The 14,378-nt window shown below is 41.3% G+C and carries 15 protein-coding genes; 10 read left to right on the top strand and 5 right to left on the bottom strand.

Annotation, left to right across the window (positions count from 1 at the left end; genetic code table 11):
* Window positions 1–4: 4 nt before the first annotated feature.
* A complete protein-coding gene (locus HZA77_03735; protein ID MBI5374521.1) occupies window positions 5–1,117 on the top strand; it encodes a hypothetical protein in 1,113 nt (370 codons plus the stop codon).
* 169 nt (window positions 1,118–1,286) lie between these two features.
* Here the strand turns inward: HZA77_03735 and HZA77_03730 are convergent, their stop codons facing one another.
* The gene (locus tag HZA77_03730; protein MBI5374520.1) at window positions 1,287–2,255 is read right to left on the bottom strand and encodes a dipeptide ABC transporter ATP-binding protein; all 969 of its coding nucleotides are present in this window, start codon (window positions 2,253–2,255) and stop codon (window positions 1,287–1,289) included.
* A 69-nt stretch (window positions 2,256–2,324) separates the two neighbouring features.
* Here HZA77_03730 and HZA77_03725 point away from each other — a divergent pair, with 69 nt between their 5' ends.
* Window positions 2,325–2,963 (top strand): threonylcarbamoyl-AMP synthase, encoded by a 639-nt coding sequence (locus HZA77_03725; GenBank protein ID MBI5374519.1) that lies wholly within the window; start codon window positions 2,325–2,327, stop codon window positions 2,961–2,963.
* On the opposite strand, the gene HZA77_03720 is transcribed toward HZA77_03725, so the two are convergent.
* The gene (locus HZA77_03720; GenBank protein MBI5374518.1) at window positions 2,960–4,144 is read right to left on the bottom strand and encodes a purple acid phosphatase; all 1,185 of its coding nucleotides are present in this window, start codon (window positions 4,142–4,144) and stop codon (window positions 2,960–2,962) included. The two genes, HZA77_03725 and HZA77_03720, sit on opposite strands and share 4 nt — an antisense overlap.
* Window positions 4,145–4,332: 188 nt before the next feature.
* On the opposite strand from HZA77_03720, the gene rpmH reads away from it, so the two are divergent.
* The 7 genes from rpmH to HZA77_03685 all read left to right on the top strand — a co-directional run bounded on the left by rpmH (window position 4,333) and on the right by HZA77_03685 (window position 11,329).
* Window positions 4,333–4,470 (top strand): 50S ribosomal protein L34, encoded by a 138-nt coding sequence (gene rpmH, locus HZA77_03715; protein ID MBI5374517.1) that lies wholly within the window; start codon window positions 4,333–4,335, stop codon window positions 4,468–4,470.
* Between the two features lie 32 nt (window positions 4,471–4,502).
* Window positions 4,503–4,859: a ribonuclease P protein component gene (rnpA, locus tag HZA77_03710; protein MBI5374516.1), complete on the top strand. Its 357-nt coding sequence runs from the start codon at window positions 4,503–4,505 to the stop codon at window positions 4,857–4,859.
* Window positions 4,860–4,873: 14 nt separating this feature from the next.
* A complete protein-coding gene (yidD, locus tag HZA77_03705; GenBank protein ID MBI5374515.1) occupies window positions 4,874–5,092 on the top strand; it encodes a membrane protein insertion efficiency factor YidD in 219 nt (72 codons plus the stop codon).
* A gap of 54 nt (window positions 5,093–5,146) precedes the next feature.
* On the top strand, window positions 5,147–6,871 hold the full coding sequence (gene yidC / locus HZA77_03700; protein ID MBI5374514.1) for a membrane protein insertase YidC: 1,725 nt from the start codon (window positions 5,147–5,149) through the stop codon (window positions 6,869–6,871).
* Entirely contained in the window at window positions 6,868–7,515 is a 648-nt protein-coding gene (locus tag HZA77_03695) for a protein jag (protein MBI5374513.1), read from the top strand. Before yidC ends, HZA77_03695 begins: the two co-directional genes overlap by 4 nt.
* Window positions 7,516–7,625: 110 nt before the next feature.
* Window positions 7,626–9,014, top strand: coding sequence for a tRNA uridine-5-carboxymethylaminomethyl(34) synthesis GTPase MnmE (gene mnmE / locus HZA77_03690; protein MBI5374512.1), 1,389 nt, complete (start codon window positions 7,626–7,628; stop codon window positions 9,012–9,014).
* Window positions 9,011–11,329, top strand: coding sequence for an AsmA-like C-terminal domain-containing protein (locus HZA77_03685; protein ID MBI5374511.1), 2,319 nt, complete (start codon window positions 9,011–9,013; stop codon window positions 11,327–11,329). Before mnmE ends, HZA77_03685 begins: the two co-directional genes overlap by 4 nt.
* Here the strand turns inward: HZA77_03685 and HZA77_03680 are convergent.
* On the bottom strand, window positions 11,302–12,291 hold the full coding sequence (locus HZA77_03680) for an aldolase catalytic domain-containing protein (protein ID MBI5374510.1): 990 nt from the start codon (window positions 12,289–12,291) through the stop codon (window positions 11,302–11,304). The two genes, HZA77_03685 and HZA77_03680, sit on opposite strands and share 28 nt — an antisense overlap.
* A 455-nt stretch (window positions 12,292–12,746) precedes the next feature.
* On the opposite strand from HZA77_03680, the gene HZA77_03675 reads away from it, so the two are divergent.
* Window positions 12,747–13,838: a PEP-CTERM sorting domain-containing protein gene (locus HZA77_03675; protein ID MBI5374509.1), complete on the top strand. Its 1,092-nt coding sequence runs from the start codon at window positions 12,747–12,749 to the stop codon at window positions 13,836–13,838.
* Between the two features lie 21 nt (window positions 13,839–13,859).
* Here HZA77_03675 and HZA77_03670 read toward each other — a convergent pair whose 3' ends face one another.
* Window positions 13,860–14,075: a BrnA antitoxin family protein gene (locus HZA77_03670; GenBank protein ID MBI5374508.1), complete on the bottom strand. Its 216-nt coding sequence runs from the start codon at window positions 14,073–14,075 to the stop codon at window positions 13,860–13,862.
* Window positions 14,072–14,365 carry a BrnT family toxin gene (locus tag HZA77_03665; GenBank protein MBI5374507.1) on the bottom strand — a complete coding sequence of 98 codons (294 nt, stop codon included), beginning with the start codon at window positions 14,363–14,365 and terminating at the stop codon, window positions 14,072–14,074. The genes HZA77_03670 and HZA77_03665 overlap by 4 nt, the downstream gene beginning before the upstream one ends.
* Between the last annotated feature and the right edge of the window lie 13 nt (window positions 14,366–14,378).

Below are 14,378 nucleotides of genomic sequence, written 5' to 3'. Positions count from 1 at the left end.
GGGGATGATGAAGAAGAGATATAGTTTTCTGATGATGTTCCTGTTTGCCCTGCAGATTTTTATTGTTGTAACTCCTGTTTTCTCTGAGACCGGTTTCCAGCCATCAGTTGCGTGCAGTTCGTGTCATTCCAACAGGTATAATGAATGGAGCACATCCGCTATGATACTTGGAATAAACGATGTTGTTTTCAAGAAGTTCTATGACAATGCACCTGCAATTCTTAAAACCGAATGCCTATACTGCCATGCGCCTGCCGCAGTGCTTGAAAAGGACATGAACTTTGACCTTGAAACATCGAAGGAGCAGATCCCCTGCGACTTCTGTCATACGGCGACTAAGCTTATTCCCGGAAAGAATTTTTCAACCTATGCACATGAAGCGGGATTTGGCAAGCTTGGAAACCTAAAAGATCCGGAGACAAATGTTCACGAGGGGAGATATTCTGAGTTTCACACTATAAGCGAGTTTTGTTCCGGATGCCATCAGTACAAATTCAACGATATTATTGATGTGGATAATACATATGAGGAATGGACGAATCTCAGGTTTCCATCTGAGGCAAAGCAGTGCCAGGAGTGCCACATGCGCCCCTATGCAATCAAAGACGAGGGGAAAGTAGTAGTTTATTTCAGGAATACTTTTGATGGACCGGAAAAAGTAGCGTTTGGAATGGATACCGACGGTACTGCAATGAAACTTCTTGCTTCAGGTATGAAGCTTGAAGCAAATAAAGAGCTTAAAAGAATTCTGGTCAGTATAACCAACAATGGCGTGGGACATAAATTGCCGGGTGCAGCCCATGGATTAAGAAGGCTTGTTCTTGAAGTTAAAGGCCTTGATAAAAGCGGCAAAACCGTATTTGAAAAGACAGAGGAAATGGGTATTACCTTATTGGATGGCAATGGAAAGGAAACCTATTTTTTCTGGGATGCGAAAAGTGTGGCGAGAGATTCAAGGCTCCCGACAGGAACAACCAAGATTTTTGCTTTCGAGCCAGGCCCGGATGCAGACAATTTTAAGATAAGACTTATTGAAAGACTCATACCCGCTGAAGCTTCAGAAAAACTTGGATTGAAAGATTATCAGGTGGTGCTTAAGGAACTTGAAGTAAAGTAAAAAAATATAGAAGGTTCAAGAACAAATAAAGCTAAAATCTTTGTTTTGATGATGCAGTATTTTGCGGAAGACGAGGAAGCTGACAGCGAGAAAAACGGAGCATACTTTTCCTGTATGTGAGTATTTTAAAGCTGGCAGATGACGAAGTATGCTACAAAATAATGCATCGTCATTGGTAGAGAAGGCAGGAAACCAGAACCTCTCCTGACGGCAGCAGCTTCGGCTCCTCATTCTGACACCTCGGCATCATCCTCTCCGGACAGCGCGGATGGAAATGGCATCCTGTCGGCCTGTCGATGGGGCTTGGGATATCTCCTGCAATGATTATCCGTTTTCTCTTTGTCTTTGGGTCTGCCACCGGGACGGAATTTAAAAGTATTTTAGTGTATGGATGTTTCGGATTGTTGTAGATGTCTTTGCTTTTTCCATATTCCACGATTTTTCCAAGGTACATCACAGCCATAGTGTCGCTTATAAAACGCACAAGGTTTAGGTCATGTGAAATAAATATGTAGGTGAGATTGAACTTGTCTTTCAGGTCCATTAGAAGATTTACTATCTGCGCCTGAATCGAAACATCAAGGGCTGAGACCGGCTCATCTGCAATTATAAGCTCAGGCTGAAGGGCGAGCGCCCTTGCAATCCCTATCCTCTGACGCTGGCCGCCGCTGAACTCATGAGGGTATCTGTCGTAGTGCTCTGGCGCAAGTCCCACTGTCTCAAGAAGTTCCAGAGATTTCTCTTTAAGTTTATCTCCCGGCACAAGCTTATGTATTATGAGCGGCTCGGAGATTATCTTTCCCACTTTCATTCTGGGATTTAACGATGAGTAAGGGTCTTGAAATATCATCTGCATGTTGCGGCGTACAGGCTTCATCGCCCTGTTGGAGAGCTTTGTAATATCGGTGTCCCTGAAACTAATTTTCCCTCCTGTAGGCTCAATCAGGCGCAGGATAGTCCTTCCGAGAGTGGTCTTCCCGCATCCGCTTTCCCCGACAAGCCCCAGTATCTCGCCATTTTTAAGGCTGAAGGATACATCATCTACAGCATAGACGGTGCCGTTCTTCCGCGAGAAAATGTTGCCTCTCACCGGGAAATATGTTTTTACCTTTTCAACTTTTAAAAGATGTTCTTCCATATCTTTTGTTTTTTACTATAAGTAGAGAAGATGATAAAGACTCATTTTGATAAATCTCAAGAAAAAACAATGAAAACAATGAAAATAAATTTTGAACACCCCGAGACTGAACTTCTAAACGAGGCTGCAGAATATATAAAACGAGGCTCGGTCATAGCTTATCCAACTGAGACCTGCTACGGTCTGGGCTCAGATGCGGGAAATCCTGACGCTTTGGAAAAGCTCTTAAAAATCAAGCAAAGGGATAAGGGGAAGCCTGTGTCTGTGATTGCGGGTTCAGTTGAAATGGCGATGAAGTATGTAAAAGATGTAACACCTGCTGCAATTATGTTAATTCAAAAATTCTGGCCCGGCCCGCTGACTCTTGTGTTAAAGGCCGGCAAGGGATTAGCTTCCGGCATAGCATCTGCCGGGGGATCAGTGGGGATAAGGGTTTCATCTTGCAAAATAGCGGCAGGTATTTCTCTTTCTGCGGGATGTCCTATAACTTCAACAAGCGCAAATCAAGCAGGGGGCGCCGAGGCAAGGAATGCTGCTGAAGTGAAACTCTGGCTTCCCGAAGGGCTTGACTTAATAGTTGACGGTGGGGAATGTGAGCCTTCGGGAATATCAACAATCGTTGACTGCACAGGCGAGAGATTCAAAATACTTAGGGAAGGTCTTGTAGGAAGGAACGCAATAGAAGCGACTATTGGTTACAGGATTTAGTTTTTAGTTATTGTCATTGTGTCAAATGCATTTCCATTAGCTCCAACTGCCTTGAGTGTAAGGAAATTCCCTGAGATTGTTACTTTCACAAAATGATATGCCCCTTTCCCGTAGGCTAAAAAACTACAGTCATTGCCAACATCATCTATCCTGTCGCTTCCCCCGCCCCCTGTGATTATGTAAATGGGTCCTGCCGGGTCAACATAGTCCGGGTTGTCGCCAGCATTTTTCTTGTTGTCATTAATTAATGGATAGGTTCTCTGGTAATCATGGTCATGTCCGGAAAAAACAATATCAACATTGTATTTTTCGAATATTGGGACAAGCCTGTCTTTAACTAAATCACTTGCACTGTGGTAGCCGCAGTTGTAAGGGGGATAATGAAAGAAAACGAACTTCCACATTTTATCAGTTGAGGCAAGATCTTCTTTAAGCCATTTTATGATTTTCTTTCTAAATGCAGCGTCTTCCTCAAAAAGTGTCGTATCAATAGAAACAAAGTGTGAGTCGCTGTTGTCAAAAGAATAATAGCTTTCTGATTTTGCGGGGTTATTTCTTGGAAGATAAAAGAACTTAAAATATGGGCTGCCGTCATTAGACTTATATTCATGGTTTCCCGGCGAAGTCCAGATGCAGGTGTTCCTTAAAAGAGTACTGAAAGGAGCAAAGTAATTATCTCTAAAATCATCGTTAGATCCGGAAGGATAGGCTATGTCTCCTGTGTGCAAAATAAAATCCGGGTTTGCGCTTTTGATTTCCCTTATTACATCCTTCTGTCCTGATGTCCTGTCGCCTGAATCTCCAATAACTGCAAAAGTGATATCTTCTGCATCAGAGGATTTGCTCGTAAAAAAATGATAGGAGTCTCCCTGCGCTAAGTCTTTGTTCCCAGCTCGGATTTCGTAATAATATTTTGTAAAAGACGTGAGGTTCTTTATTACAATCTTGTGTTTCTTGGCTTTGGTCTTTTCAGTTACACTTTCAAAAGCGCCGGGGTTCTCGCCATAGTCTAACGTAAGCTTTTTTGCCCTGTCCGTTTCAAAGGCAATTATCGCCGAGTTCTCCTGTATGCTCTGAAGATAAGGCCCAAGCGTAATCTCAAAGGCTGATGTATTACCGAAGGAGAGGAAGGTGATTACAATAAAAACTGTGAGGATATGTAATAGTTTATTGTTATCCATAATCGCTTTAAGGAAGATGTTTAATGTAGTAAAAATTTATATAGAAGGATTGTAAAGTTTTCAATCGTTTATTTGTTTTAAGTTTAAAGTTGCATAAAAAATGAATGTTTGCTATGTAACTACGTTTCATATATATATGACAGCGCAACTAGCATAGCATTGGCTGTAGGAAGGAGGATTGAAAGCTTATGTCAATAACACATAGCAAACCGAGCAATCTTAAACGGAAGAGGGTGCATGGCTTCCGCGCAAGAATGAGTACATCTGCCGGCAGAAGGGTTTTAAAAAGAAGGAGAGCTAAAGGGCGGGCAGTACTCTCAGCCTGACGTCAGAGAAGCTCTTTACTATTCCATGAGCTATGACCAATCGATTCGGGTTTGGACGTGAATTCAGGCTCAGTAAAACCAAAGAAATCAGAAGGATAATCGCAACAGGCAAGTCTGTCGATGCTCCCCATTTCAAACTGAAATTTGCGGACAATGGTCTTGAGGTAACCCGTATATGTATTTCAGTCAGCCGGAAGATCGGTTCCTCCCCTGCGAGAAACAGGGCAAAAAGGTTGATGAGGGAAATATTCAGGTTAAACAGGGAAAAAATCAAAGACGGCAGAGATTTTCTTATAATAGGCAAGGATGAAATTGGAGAAAGCAGATTTCAATCTCTTGAAGCTGAGTTTATGGATGTCCTTAAAAAGAAAGATCTGCTGAAAGGATAAAAGGATAGCAAGTGATTTTTGCATTACGGAAAGTGCCGGTCTTTTTTATAAAAATATACAAGCTATTACTGTCCCCCTTTTTTTTGCCAGCCTGCAGATTTGAGCCAAGTTGTTCCTGCTATGCAGAAGAGGCTTATATGAAGTACGGGATTTTTAAAGGGACTTTTCTTGCAGTAAAAAGGCTATTGAGATGCAATCCCTTCGGGGGAAAAGGCTATGATCCTGTGGAATGAATTTTCCCATAGGGCCATAGGGAAGAGTATTCCGGGATATTCTAAGGAAGACAAATGAATACGCAGTTAAGATTGGTTTTTTTCATAGTTCTAAGCGCACTGATGGTTTTGGGGTATCAGTATTATTATATGCCCCAGCCTCCGGCACCTGATGCTTCCGGACAGGTAGTTGAAGGCGGCAAGACAGCACCTTTGCCGGGTACTGCTGGAAATAAAGCCGGAGAACAATCACCGGAAAGGGTAACGCCATCGCTTCCTCCTTCCTCGGGAAGTATAGCAGATTCTATAAGCTACCTTAATAAGTCTGAAGGTAAAGACAAATGCAGAGTAAGAACAGAGCTAGTTGATATCGAATTCTCTAAGAGCGAGGGCTATATAACCTCAGCAAAGCTTAAAAAGTTCAAAGGGGATGACGGAAATGATCTTGCCCTGATAAGCGGATCTAAATTTGGAGCATTAATATTTTCTGGAGCAAAAGCTGACGCAGAAACTGGTACAATCAATGTACCTGAAAAATACGAGTTTATCGGAAGGCCTGATACTGTTATTGCAGAAGGCGGGACCGGAGAAGTTCTTTTTAAAGGGACTGCTGGCGGAGTGGATATAGAGAAGAAATTTATAGTGAGTGGTGCAGGCTACTCTGTTGACATGATTCTTACATACAGGAACCGCTCTGAAGCAGGGGCGGAAATATATCCCCAGATTTTAACAGGCCCGGGATTTTATAAAGATGGACTTGCAGCTGGAAGGACAAGCGGCCATTCAGGACCAATCATTGCCAAAAAAGATGGTGTAGTTCTTGAAGAAGCAGCCAAGCTTAAATCTCCGAAGATATATACATCAGATGTTGAGTGGGGCGGCTTTGAGACAAAGTATTTCCTTGGCTGTATCAAGCTTCCGGACAGGAATGCGACAGTAGGCATATATCCAACTGGTATAGATGATTTTGTCATAAGCATTGACAGCGGCTCAATAAAATTGAAACCCCTTGAGACCCGCTCAATTAAGTACTCATTCTATCTTGGGCCAAAAGAATATAAGACACTTGAAAAAATGGGTTTTGAAAAGGCTGTTGATTTCGGGTGGTTCGGGGTTCTGGGAAAACCGCTTCTTGTGGCTTTGAACTGGATATACACATATCTTGGCAACTACGGACTTTCCATAATTATTATAACCATCTTCATAAAGATACTTTTTCTACCTCTCACGCAGAAGAGCTTCAATTCGATGCAGAAGATGAAGACCATACAGCCCCAGATGAAGGCCATAAGGGAAAGATATAAATCAGATGCACAGAAAATGAATCAGGAGATGATGCTCCTTTATAAACAGCATGGCGTAAATCCTCTTGGAGGCTGTCTTCCCATGCTCCTGCAGATACCTGTGTTCATTGCTTTTTACAATGTTCTTTTAAATGCCATAGAGCTAAGAGGCGCAACATTCTTCCTCTGGATAAAGGATCTTTCTGACAAAGACCCATACTATATTACGCCAATAATAATGGGAGTTACCATGCTTGTTCAGCAGAAGATGACTCCGTCAGCGGGAGACCCGAGACAGCAGCAGATTATGATGATAATGCCTGTCATATTTACCTTCATGTTCATGTCATTCCCGGTAGGGCTTGTTATTTACTGGACAGTTAATAACCTTCTTACCATTGGACAGCAGTACTTCATGACCGACAGAAAAGATACGCCAAAAGAAGATGAAGGGGCAAGCAGGTCCAGCAGAAAAAGGCGTAAAACGAAAAAGTTGGAGGATGGTACCCAGAAATGAAATATGTTGAAGAAGGAAAGACTGCTCCGGAAGCAATAGAAAGCGCACTTAAGAAGCATAATGTTTCCCGTGATGATGTTAAAGTAACTGTTATTGATGCGGGGAGAAAAGGTTTTTTAGGAATAGGGGCAAAACCGGCAAAGGTTGAGATAGAGGTATTAAAGCAGCCGGTAGAGAAAAAAGTAAAACAACTTTTTGAAGAAATAATAAAAAGAATGGGTTTTTCTGCAGAAGTTACGGTAGAAAAAACCGGACAAAGGGTGCTGCTTAAAGTTTCATCAGAAAAATCCTCCCTCCTTATAGGAAAAAGAGGGCAGACCCTTATGGCGCTTGAACATATTATCAGTGTTTCTCTGGCAAAGGATGAAGAAAGAGCTATCAGGGTTGAGATTGATATAGATTCCTACAAGAAGAAAAGGGAGAATTCCCTTAAACAGATGGTGAAAGATACTTGCGAGAAGGTTAAAAAAACAGGTAAACCAATGTTCCTGCCGCAGATGGATTCCCACGGAAGGATGCTTGTTTACAGATATTTGAAAAGTGATCCCGGAGTTTCAGCCCACAGCAGGGGGAACGGGAAAATAAAAAAAATATTGATCAAACCTGCCGGGGAAGACAAGGCAGAGAACGGAAAGACTGTTTAACGGGGATAATGCAGTTTAAAACTCATTAATCTTACGGGTGCAGATACGTTTCTCATATCAGGCTTCGAATCAGATATCGAATAGCTCTTCCATTAAAATGTTAGATGATAATGGATGATATAATCGCGGCAATTTCAACACCACCGGGCAAAGGCGGCATCGGGATAATAAGGCTCAGCGGTCCGGGGAGTGTTAGCCTTGCAGAAAAATTCATAGCCCCCAAAAAGGGCAAACCACTTTCAGAGCTTACAACACGCACATTGCATCTCTCAGTTGTCCGCAACAGCCTCACAGGCGCTGTAATAGACGAGGCTTTTGCAGTCCATATGAATGAACATTCAAGCTACACGGGAGAGGAGATGGTTGAGATACAATGCCACGGCTCCCCCTTTGTTTTACGGGAGATTCTTTCTTCTGTTATTAAATCCGGCGCAAGGATTGCTGAGCCCGGTGAGTTCACAAAGCGCGCCTTTTTAAACGGCAAAATGGACCTAACAGAGGCTGAAGCCGTTCAATCACTGATTAACGCAGGGACAAGGAAGAGCGGAGAGTGCGCTCTGCGGCAGCTTTCAGGAGGATTGCACGAAAAGATAGAAGGGATAAGGCTAAAAATTGTAGACATTCTAAGCGAACTTGAGGCCTCAATTGATTTTCCGGAAGAAGAGATTGAGCTTCCCCGTCTTAAGGAAAAAATAAGCGCACTGGATGTTATAAATAAAGAGATAGCAGGACTCATAAAAGGAGCCCTCGCAGGAAGGATATTAAGAGAGGGGTATTTATGCGTCATAGCAGGAAGAGCTAATGTCGGCAAATCAAGTCTCTTTAACAGGATACTTGATTATGAGCGGGCCATAGTGACTGAGATTCCCGGCACTACAAGGGATTTTATTGTTGAAGGGATTGAGCTTAACGGTTACCCGGTAAAGCTTGCTGATACTGCCGGAATAATGGAAGGGAAAGACAAGGCAGAGGAGGAAAGCATAAGGCGAAGCTTTGATATCCTGAAAAATGCAGACCTTGTGCTTTTTGTAATTGATGCATCAGAAGGTATTTCAATTGAAGACCGCGAAATATACAGTGAGATTGTGAAAGAGTCTGAAGAAGTAAGAATGATAACTGTGCTTAACAAGACTGATCTTGAGAAAAAGGTAAACTTTGATGGAGCTGTCAAAGAGTTTAAAAGTCTTGGGACTGTCGGGGTTTCAGCTAAAGATGGGACAGGGATAGATAAGCTAACAGAAGAGATTGCGAGAGCCATTGAAGATGAGCTTTCCGGAATCGATATGGAGATAACCGTAAACATGAGGCACAGGGACTGCCTTCAGCGGGTTTCTGAGGCGGTCGGTTCTGCCATAAACCTTATTGAAGGCGGAGGTTCTGAAGAATTTGCGGCAGATGATTTGAAGGCGTCTTTAAGAGCTTTGGAAGAAATAACCGGGAAAACCTTTACGGATGAGGTTCTCGACAGGATATTCGAGAGTTTCTGCATAGGGAAATGAAAGTTAATAAACTCATCAAAATTATTGGCGCAGTTCTTATAATAGTCATAATCACTATGGGTGTTTTTGCCTATCTGCTAAGAAGCCTTATTAGCTCTGATGCCATCAAGCAATATCTTCTCCCTGTTGCCGAGGAATACATTGGGAGAAAGATCAATGTTGAGGATATAAAAATAAGTATATTTTCGGGAATAACTGTAAAGGGTGTTTCTGTTGCAGAGAAGGCTGGAGAGAAAAATAGCGCGGGGGGAGAGAAGTTCATAACCTTTGGCACTGTGGATATAAGATATAATCTGTGGAAGCTCTTAAAAAGGGAGCTTGTACTTCAAAGCATATATTTTTCTCAACCAAAGATAAATATAATCAGGAATAGCGACGGAACTTATAATTTCTCTGATATCATTGAGCGCATTGATAAGAAGGGAGAGTCTGATAAATCAACAAAAGGTAAGGGAAAAGGGCCTGAAGGAGAAAAAAACAAAAACATCAATTTCAGTATAAACAAGATAATCTTTAAAGGCGGGTTCGTAAGATTTATTGATAAAAAAACAAAACCTGACGGTAGCCTGAAGTCTGAACTTGCAGACATCAATCTAACACTTAGAGGAAAGTCATTTTCTGAACCAGTTGATGTTTTAATGCAGGGTATGCTGGAAGATGTAAAGGGCGGAGGGAAAGGTATTCCCATAGCTCTAAAGGGGAATGTTGATTTTAAAGCAAGGGGATTTCACCTTGATGGAGAACTTAAAGGGATAAAGCCTGCATCATTCAGCGATTACGTGGGCACTTCTCTAACTGATTTTATTTCGGTTAAGGATATTAGCGCAGATTTTCCATTTACAGCTCTGGCAGACGATTATGAAAAAGAGATAAAAATTTCATCAGCTCCTAAGATTTCCGGCTCTTCAGGTACGTTCACTCCTTCCGTCACCGCAACATTAAAGGATATTAAAAATACGCCGCGTTATCTGATGGATATTTCAGTAAAGAATACATCTCTCCCTTTATTGATTTCATTTCTTTCAGCAGATTCCAGAAAAAAGCTTGATGGCGTTGAAATAAAATCAGGAACCATTGACGGTGTGTTCAATGTAAATGGTTCATCCGAGGAAGAATCAAAAGTATCTTATAATGGTGATGTTAAGCTTCGCGCAGTTAAGGGTCTTATTTCAGATTATCCCGGATTGCCTTTGGATATTGAGGGATCTGCTTTAATAAACAGCAAAGGGATAACATTTATTGCGAACCCATTAAAGCTTGCGGGCTCGGATTTTGAGATTAAAGGAACTTCTGTTTCTCAAGACAAAGGAATGCAAAACATTATTTTAGATATTAAATCCCCTTTTCTGAACATTGATAATATTATTAAAGGCATGGCTAAGAATGATGTTAAGAGGAAAGACAAGGGAAAGCAACATAATGGGAATAAAGGAAAATCTGCAGGGAAGAAAGATTCTGCCGGAGGAAAAGAGCCTTTAAATATAGAGGCGAATTTGAAAGCAAGCTCGGTCCAGTATAATAATGTTAAATTCAATGACCTCAAATCTAATATGAAATACACAGGCGGCAGGCTTTTAGTTGATGCGTTGCAGTTTAGGCTTAACGATGGAACTGTTTCTGGGAGTGCCGATGTTGACCTTTCGAATGATGAACCTTCCTATACAGGCAAGGCAGATATAGAAAAGGGAGGCGTTGCGGACATAATCAAGATTCTTTCTCCTGATTTCAAGGGAAGTATTGAAGGAACCATTACAGGAAATGCAGCTGTTTCCGGATCAGGGGCAAAGTGGGAAAAGATAAAAGATAAGCTTCAGGGAGAGGGGAAAATTATATTTGGCAATATTACGGTAAGCAACATAAAGGCGATTGACAAGGTAGCGGATTTTCTCAAACTCGATGAACTGAAGAAAATCCAATTTAAAGACGGAGATGTGAAATTTAAGATAGATGATGGTGAAGTAAAATATGATGAGCTTAAGCTTACCGGGGATTCAATTAAAGTCAAATCAGACGGCGATGTAGGTTTCGACAAATCGCTGGACTGTCGCATTGAGCTAAAAGTTTCCCCTGCCCTTTCATCAAAGATTCTGAAAAACAATGATTTTGTTTCTCTTCTTCAGGATGATTCCGGATGGGTAGCGGTCCCGCTTAAGCTTAAAGGCACTACCGATTCGCCAAACGTCGGGTTTTCAAGCAAAGCTGTCAATAAGACTATAATTGAGAAGGGAAAAAATCTTCTCAAGGAGAAACTTTTTAAACTTTTCAATAAAAACTCTTCTTCTAACTTTTACTCTTCATCTGACAGCGAATCATAGAATGCGACGTAGTCTTTCCGCTGTTTATCCAGAAAAGCCATGGCTGAGCGAGGGTGCATATTCATCTGACCGGTAAGCATATATGGAATATCGTAGCCCCACTCCACTTTCTGTTTCAGCGGTACTATATAGTCCTGAAGGCATTGCACTACAGGACGCAGATGGAACTTGGGATTTTTGAGGAAACCCAGCAGCAGTTCTGTGGGGCAATTCCCTGCACCGCGTCCTAATCCGCCCATAGTGGAATCAAGATAACTTGCCCCTAAGATAAGGGATTCAATAGTATTGGCATAGGCAAGCTGCTGGTTGTTGTGTGTGTGAATTCCAATTTTCTTTCCGGCCGCTTCTGCATATTTCAGATATTTTTTTGTTAATGCCTGAATCTCCTCTGAATAAAGTGAGCCGTAGCTGTCAACAAGGTAGATTACCTCCACCTCGGTTTTACAAAGGAGACCCAATGCCTCGTCAAGCTCTGATTCTGCTACAACTGAAGTAGCCATAAGATTTATCGTGGTTTCAAATCCTTTATCATGCGCATCTTTTATCATATCCATGGCTGCCGGTATCTGGTGGATATATGCGGCGACCCGGATCATGTCGAGGATGCTCTGAGATTTCGGCAGGATATCATTATGATAATCTGTACGGTCAACATCTGCCATTGCTGCAAGTTTAAGTGATGTCGGGTTATCCTCGACTATGCGGCGGATATCTTCTTCAGAGCAAAACTTCCAGGAGCCATATTCCTGCGGTGAATAAATCTTTTTGTCTCCTTTGTAGCCTAATTCCATGTAATCGATGCCGGCATCAACGCATGTCTGATAGACAGCGCGGACAAACTCATCATCAAAACGCGAATTAGTCATAAGTCCGCCGTCACGGATTGTGCAATCCATAACCTTAATGTCAGGACGGTAGGTCAACCACGAGCCCTTTTTTTCAGAGTCATTTTCCTTTGCCATGTCTTTAGTTCTCCTCTGTAGGTCTTAAAATATCTTTTCATCCGCATAAGCACTCAACAATTAGAATGAGAAATTACAACAATACCAGACATAGCACAATAGCTTACAAAATCAATTCAAAATATTTATAAAAATGAACATTTAGATCTTTTCATTAAATAACAGTTAAACAGTTGTCCGTTTAACATTTAACGAATTACAAGAATAATGTCTGTTTTTTGGACATTGTAACATTTTGATTTAATTGATGTGTTGCAAAAAATACAGAAGATTATAGTCGATATTTTGGACACTACCGCAAAATGCAAGTTTATCAATTAAATTATTTTTAAGTGTATCTCATTGAAAAAAAAGATTTTTTTCAATGGCAAATCACTTGGTATTAAAATTGCTATGTTGTTCAAGCTAATGAGACGAAATCAATAAGGAAAAAACTTATAGAGAGAGCTTTGACCATGTCTAAAAAGATTACAAAAGTAATATCATGTTTATCAGTTCTTCTGATATTAGGTTGGGGTTTTTGTGCCTATGCTAAAAGTAACTCTTCAGATGAAACTGGACAGACGTACAAGGATAATTCGGACAACGATGATGACAGTCATTCGGGCGATTCAAATAGTCATGATGGCAGTTCCGGCAATAGTGACCATGATAACTCAGGCGACAGCGACGACAGTCATTCGGGTGGCAACGGCAATTCAGATAATGATTCTGATAATCATGAAGGTGATTCCGGCAACCTCCATGATGGAGATTCAAATGATGATGAAGGAGACGATGACTCATCTCAATGTTGCCCTAAGCCCTCTCCGGTAACATTCACATTTAAAGATTCATCCGGCCTTGGTGCTTCTGCAAAAGTATCTGTTGGAAATGACCAGATTGTTATTGAATTGATGAATACATCGCTTGGAGTACCATCAGGGTTCAGTAATTCAGACCAGCTTCTTACCTCATTTGCTTTTTCACTGCCGGCAGGAACTGCGATATCAGGAGGATCAGTCGTCATAGGTAAAGAGAGTTATTCAGTTAACTTCAGCGAAGTTCAGGTTCAGCTTGGAAGCGGAGCTGATGTGTCTACAGAATGGGGATATGGGAACTTGGGAAATACCGGTTTTGAGAGTCATTTGAATTTTATTTCTTCCATGACTTCACATACTACACCTTTTCTCAGTATTCCTCCGGGGACAAATCTCGACAAATCTGTAAATCTTGGCGGACCTGAGGGAGGATTGACAAATGGAGTTCTTCCTGTAGAAGGGATTGGAGCAATATACAATTCGATAACTTCTTATCTTACAATCTCTGGCATAGACTTGACTAACAACTGCGATACAACTTCCTTGCTCTCATATTTAAAAGAAAATGGAGCAATTTTTGAATTTGGTTCAGATGCATATTTTGGTGATTCACAAATTCTGCCACCACCACCACCTCCGGACGATTCCGGAAGTACAAATCCCGTTCCGGAACCTTCGACGTTTCTTCTGATTACAGTTGGATTCTTAGGGCTCATAGGGTTTCTTAAAAAGAAGAATAAAGGTTAAGCCGTTATAGTAGTTCCATCATCAAGCGTGCTTCCACTGCAAGGATAGTTTTTTATGCGCAGCAGCACAATCTCGAAGATACAGATTGATAAGCGTCTGATAAGGTATGCCAATATCTTGAGCCAGTTCCTTGAAATATTTGACTGTATTCTCATCCATACGGATAGTAACTTGACGCTTTAGTTTGGCAGCATACGGGTTTTTTTGTGCCTTTGAAAAATCGTATTCTTTTCTCATGTTTTCCACTCCTTCCAATACTTCTTCTGCTCTGTTCGGTTTGCCTTACGAGCAGAAATAATTCTTATTGTTTCGTTAGTTGTTCTATAACAGTGGCAAACCACTAAAATTCTTAGCTTTGCGCTTACTCCCATAAGAATAAACCGATCTTCTTTATCCGAATGATCCGGATCATGTATCAATAAAGCTTTTTCATCAACAAAGACCGTTTGGGCTTCCTCAAATGAAATTCCATGTTTCCTTTTGTTAATGGAGTTTTTATTCTCATCCCATTCAATAGTGACATGCATTGTATTTACATTG

It is taken from the genome of Candidatus Schekmanbacteria bacterium, from assembly GCA_016219965.1.
GTDB lineage: Bacteria > Schekmanbacteria > GWA2-38-11 > GWA2-38-11 > J061 > JACRJM01.
Note: the sequence above shows the minus strand (reverse complement) of the source record. Positions and strands in the feature narration are given on the sequence as shown.

Excerpts from the sequence above, each read along its gene's own strand:
- HZA77_03735 (MBI5374521.1), top strand. The coding sequence starts at position 5 with ATGATGAAGAAGAGATATAGTTTTCTGATGATGTTCCTGTTTGCCCTG.
- HZA77_03730 (MBI5374520.1), bottom strand. The coding sequence starts at position 2,255 with ATGGAAGAACATCTTTTAAAAGTTGAAAAGGTAAAAACATATTTCCCG.
- HZA77_03725 (MBI5374519.1), top strand. The coding sequence starts at position 2,325 with ATGAAAACAATGAAAATAAATTTTGAACACCCCGAGACTGAACTTCTA.
- HZA77_03720 (MBI5374518.1), bottom strand. The coding sequence starts at position 4,144 with ATGGATAACAATAAACTATTACATATCCTCACAGTTTTTATTGTAATC.
- rpmH (MBI5374517.1), top strand. The coding sequence starts at position 4,333 with ATGTCAATAACACATAGCAAACCGAGCAATCTTAAACGGAAGAGGGTG.
- rnpA (MBI5374516.1), top strand. The coding sequence starts at position 4,503 with ATGACCAATCGATTCGGGTTTGGACGTGAATTCAGGCTCAGTAAAACC.
- yidC (MBI5374514.1), top strand. The coding sequence starts at position 5,147 with ATGAATACGCAGTTAAGATTGGTTTTTTTCATAGTTCTAAGCGCACTG.
- HZA77_03695 (MBI5374513.1), top strand. The coding sequence starts at position 6,868 with ATGAAATATGTTGAAGAAGGAAAGACTGCTCCGGAAGCAATAGAAAGC.
- mnmE (MBI5374512.1), top strand. The coding sequence starts at position 7,626 with ATGGATGATATAATCGCGGCAATTTCAACACCACCGGGCAAAGGCGGC.
- HZA77_03685 (MBI5374511.1), top strand. The coding sequence starts at position 9,011 with ATGAAAGTTAATAAACTCATCAAAATTATTGGCGCAGTTCTTATAATA.
- HZA77_03680 (MBI5374510.1), bottom strand. The coding sequence starts at position 12,291 with ATGGCAAAGGAAAATGACTCTGAAAAAAAGGGCTCGTGGTTGACCTAC.
- HZA77_03675 (MBI5374509.1), top strand. The coding sequence starts at position 12,747 with ATGTCTAAAAAGATTACAAAAGTAATATCATGTTTATCAGTTCTTCTG.
- HZA77_03670 (MBI5374508.1), bottom strand. The coding sequence starts at position 14,075 with ATGAGAAAAGAATACGATTTTTCAAAGGCACAAAAAAACCCGTATGCT.
- HZA77_03665 (MBI5374507.1), bottom strand. The coding sequence starts at position 14,365 with ATGCATGTCACTATTGAATGGGATGAGAATAAAAACTCCATTAACAAA.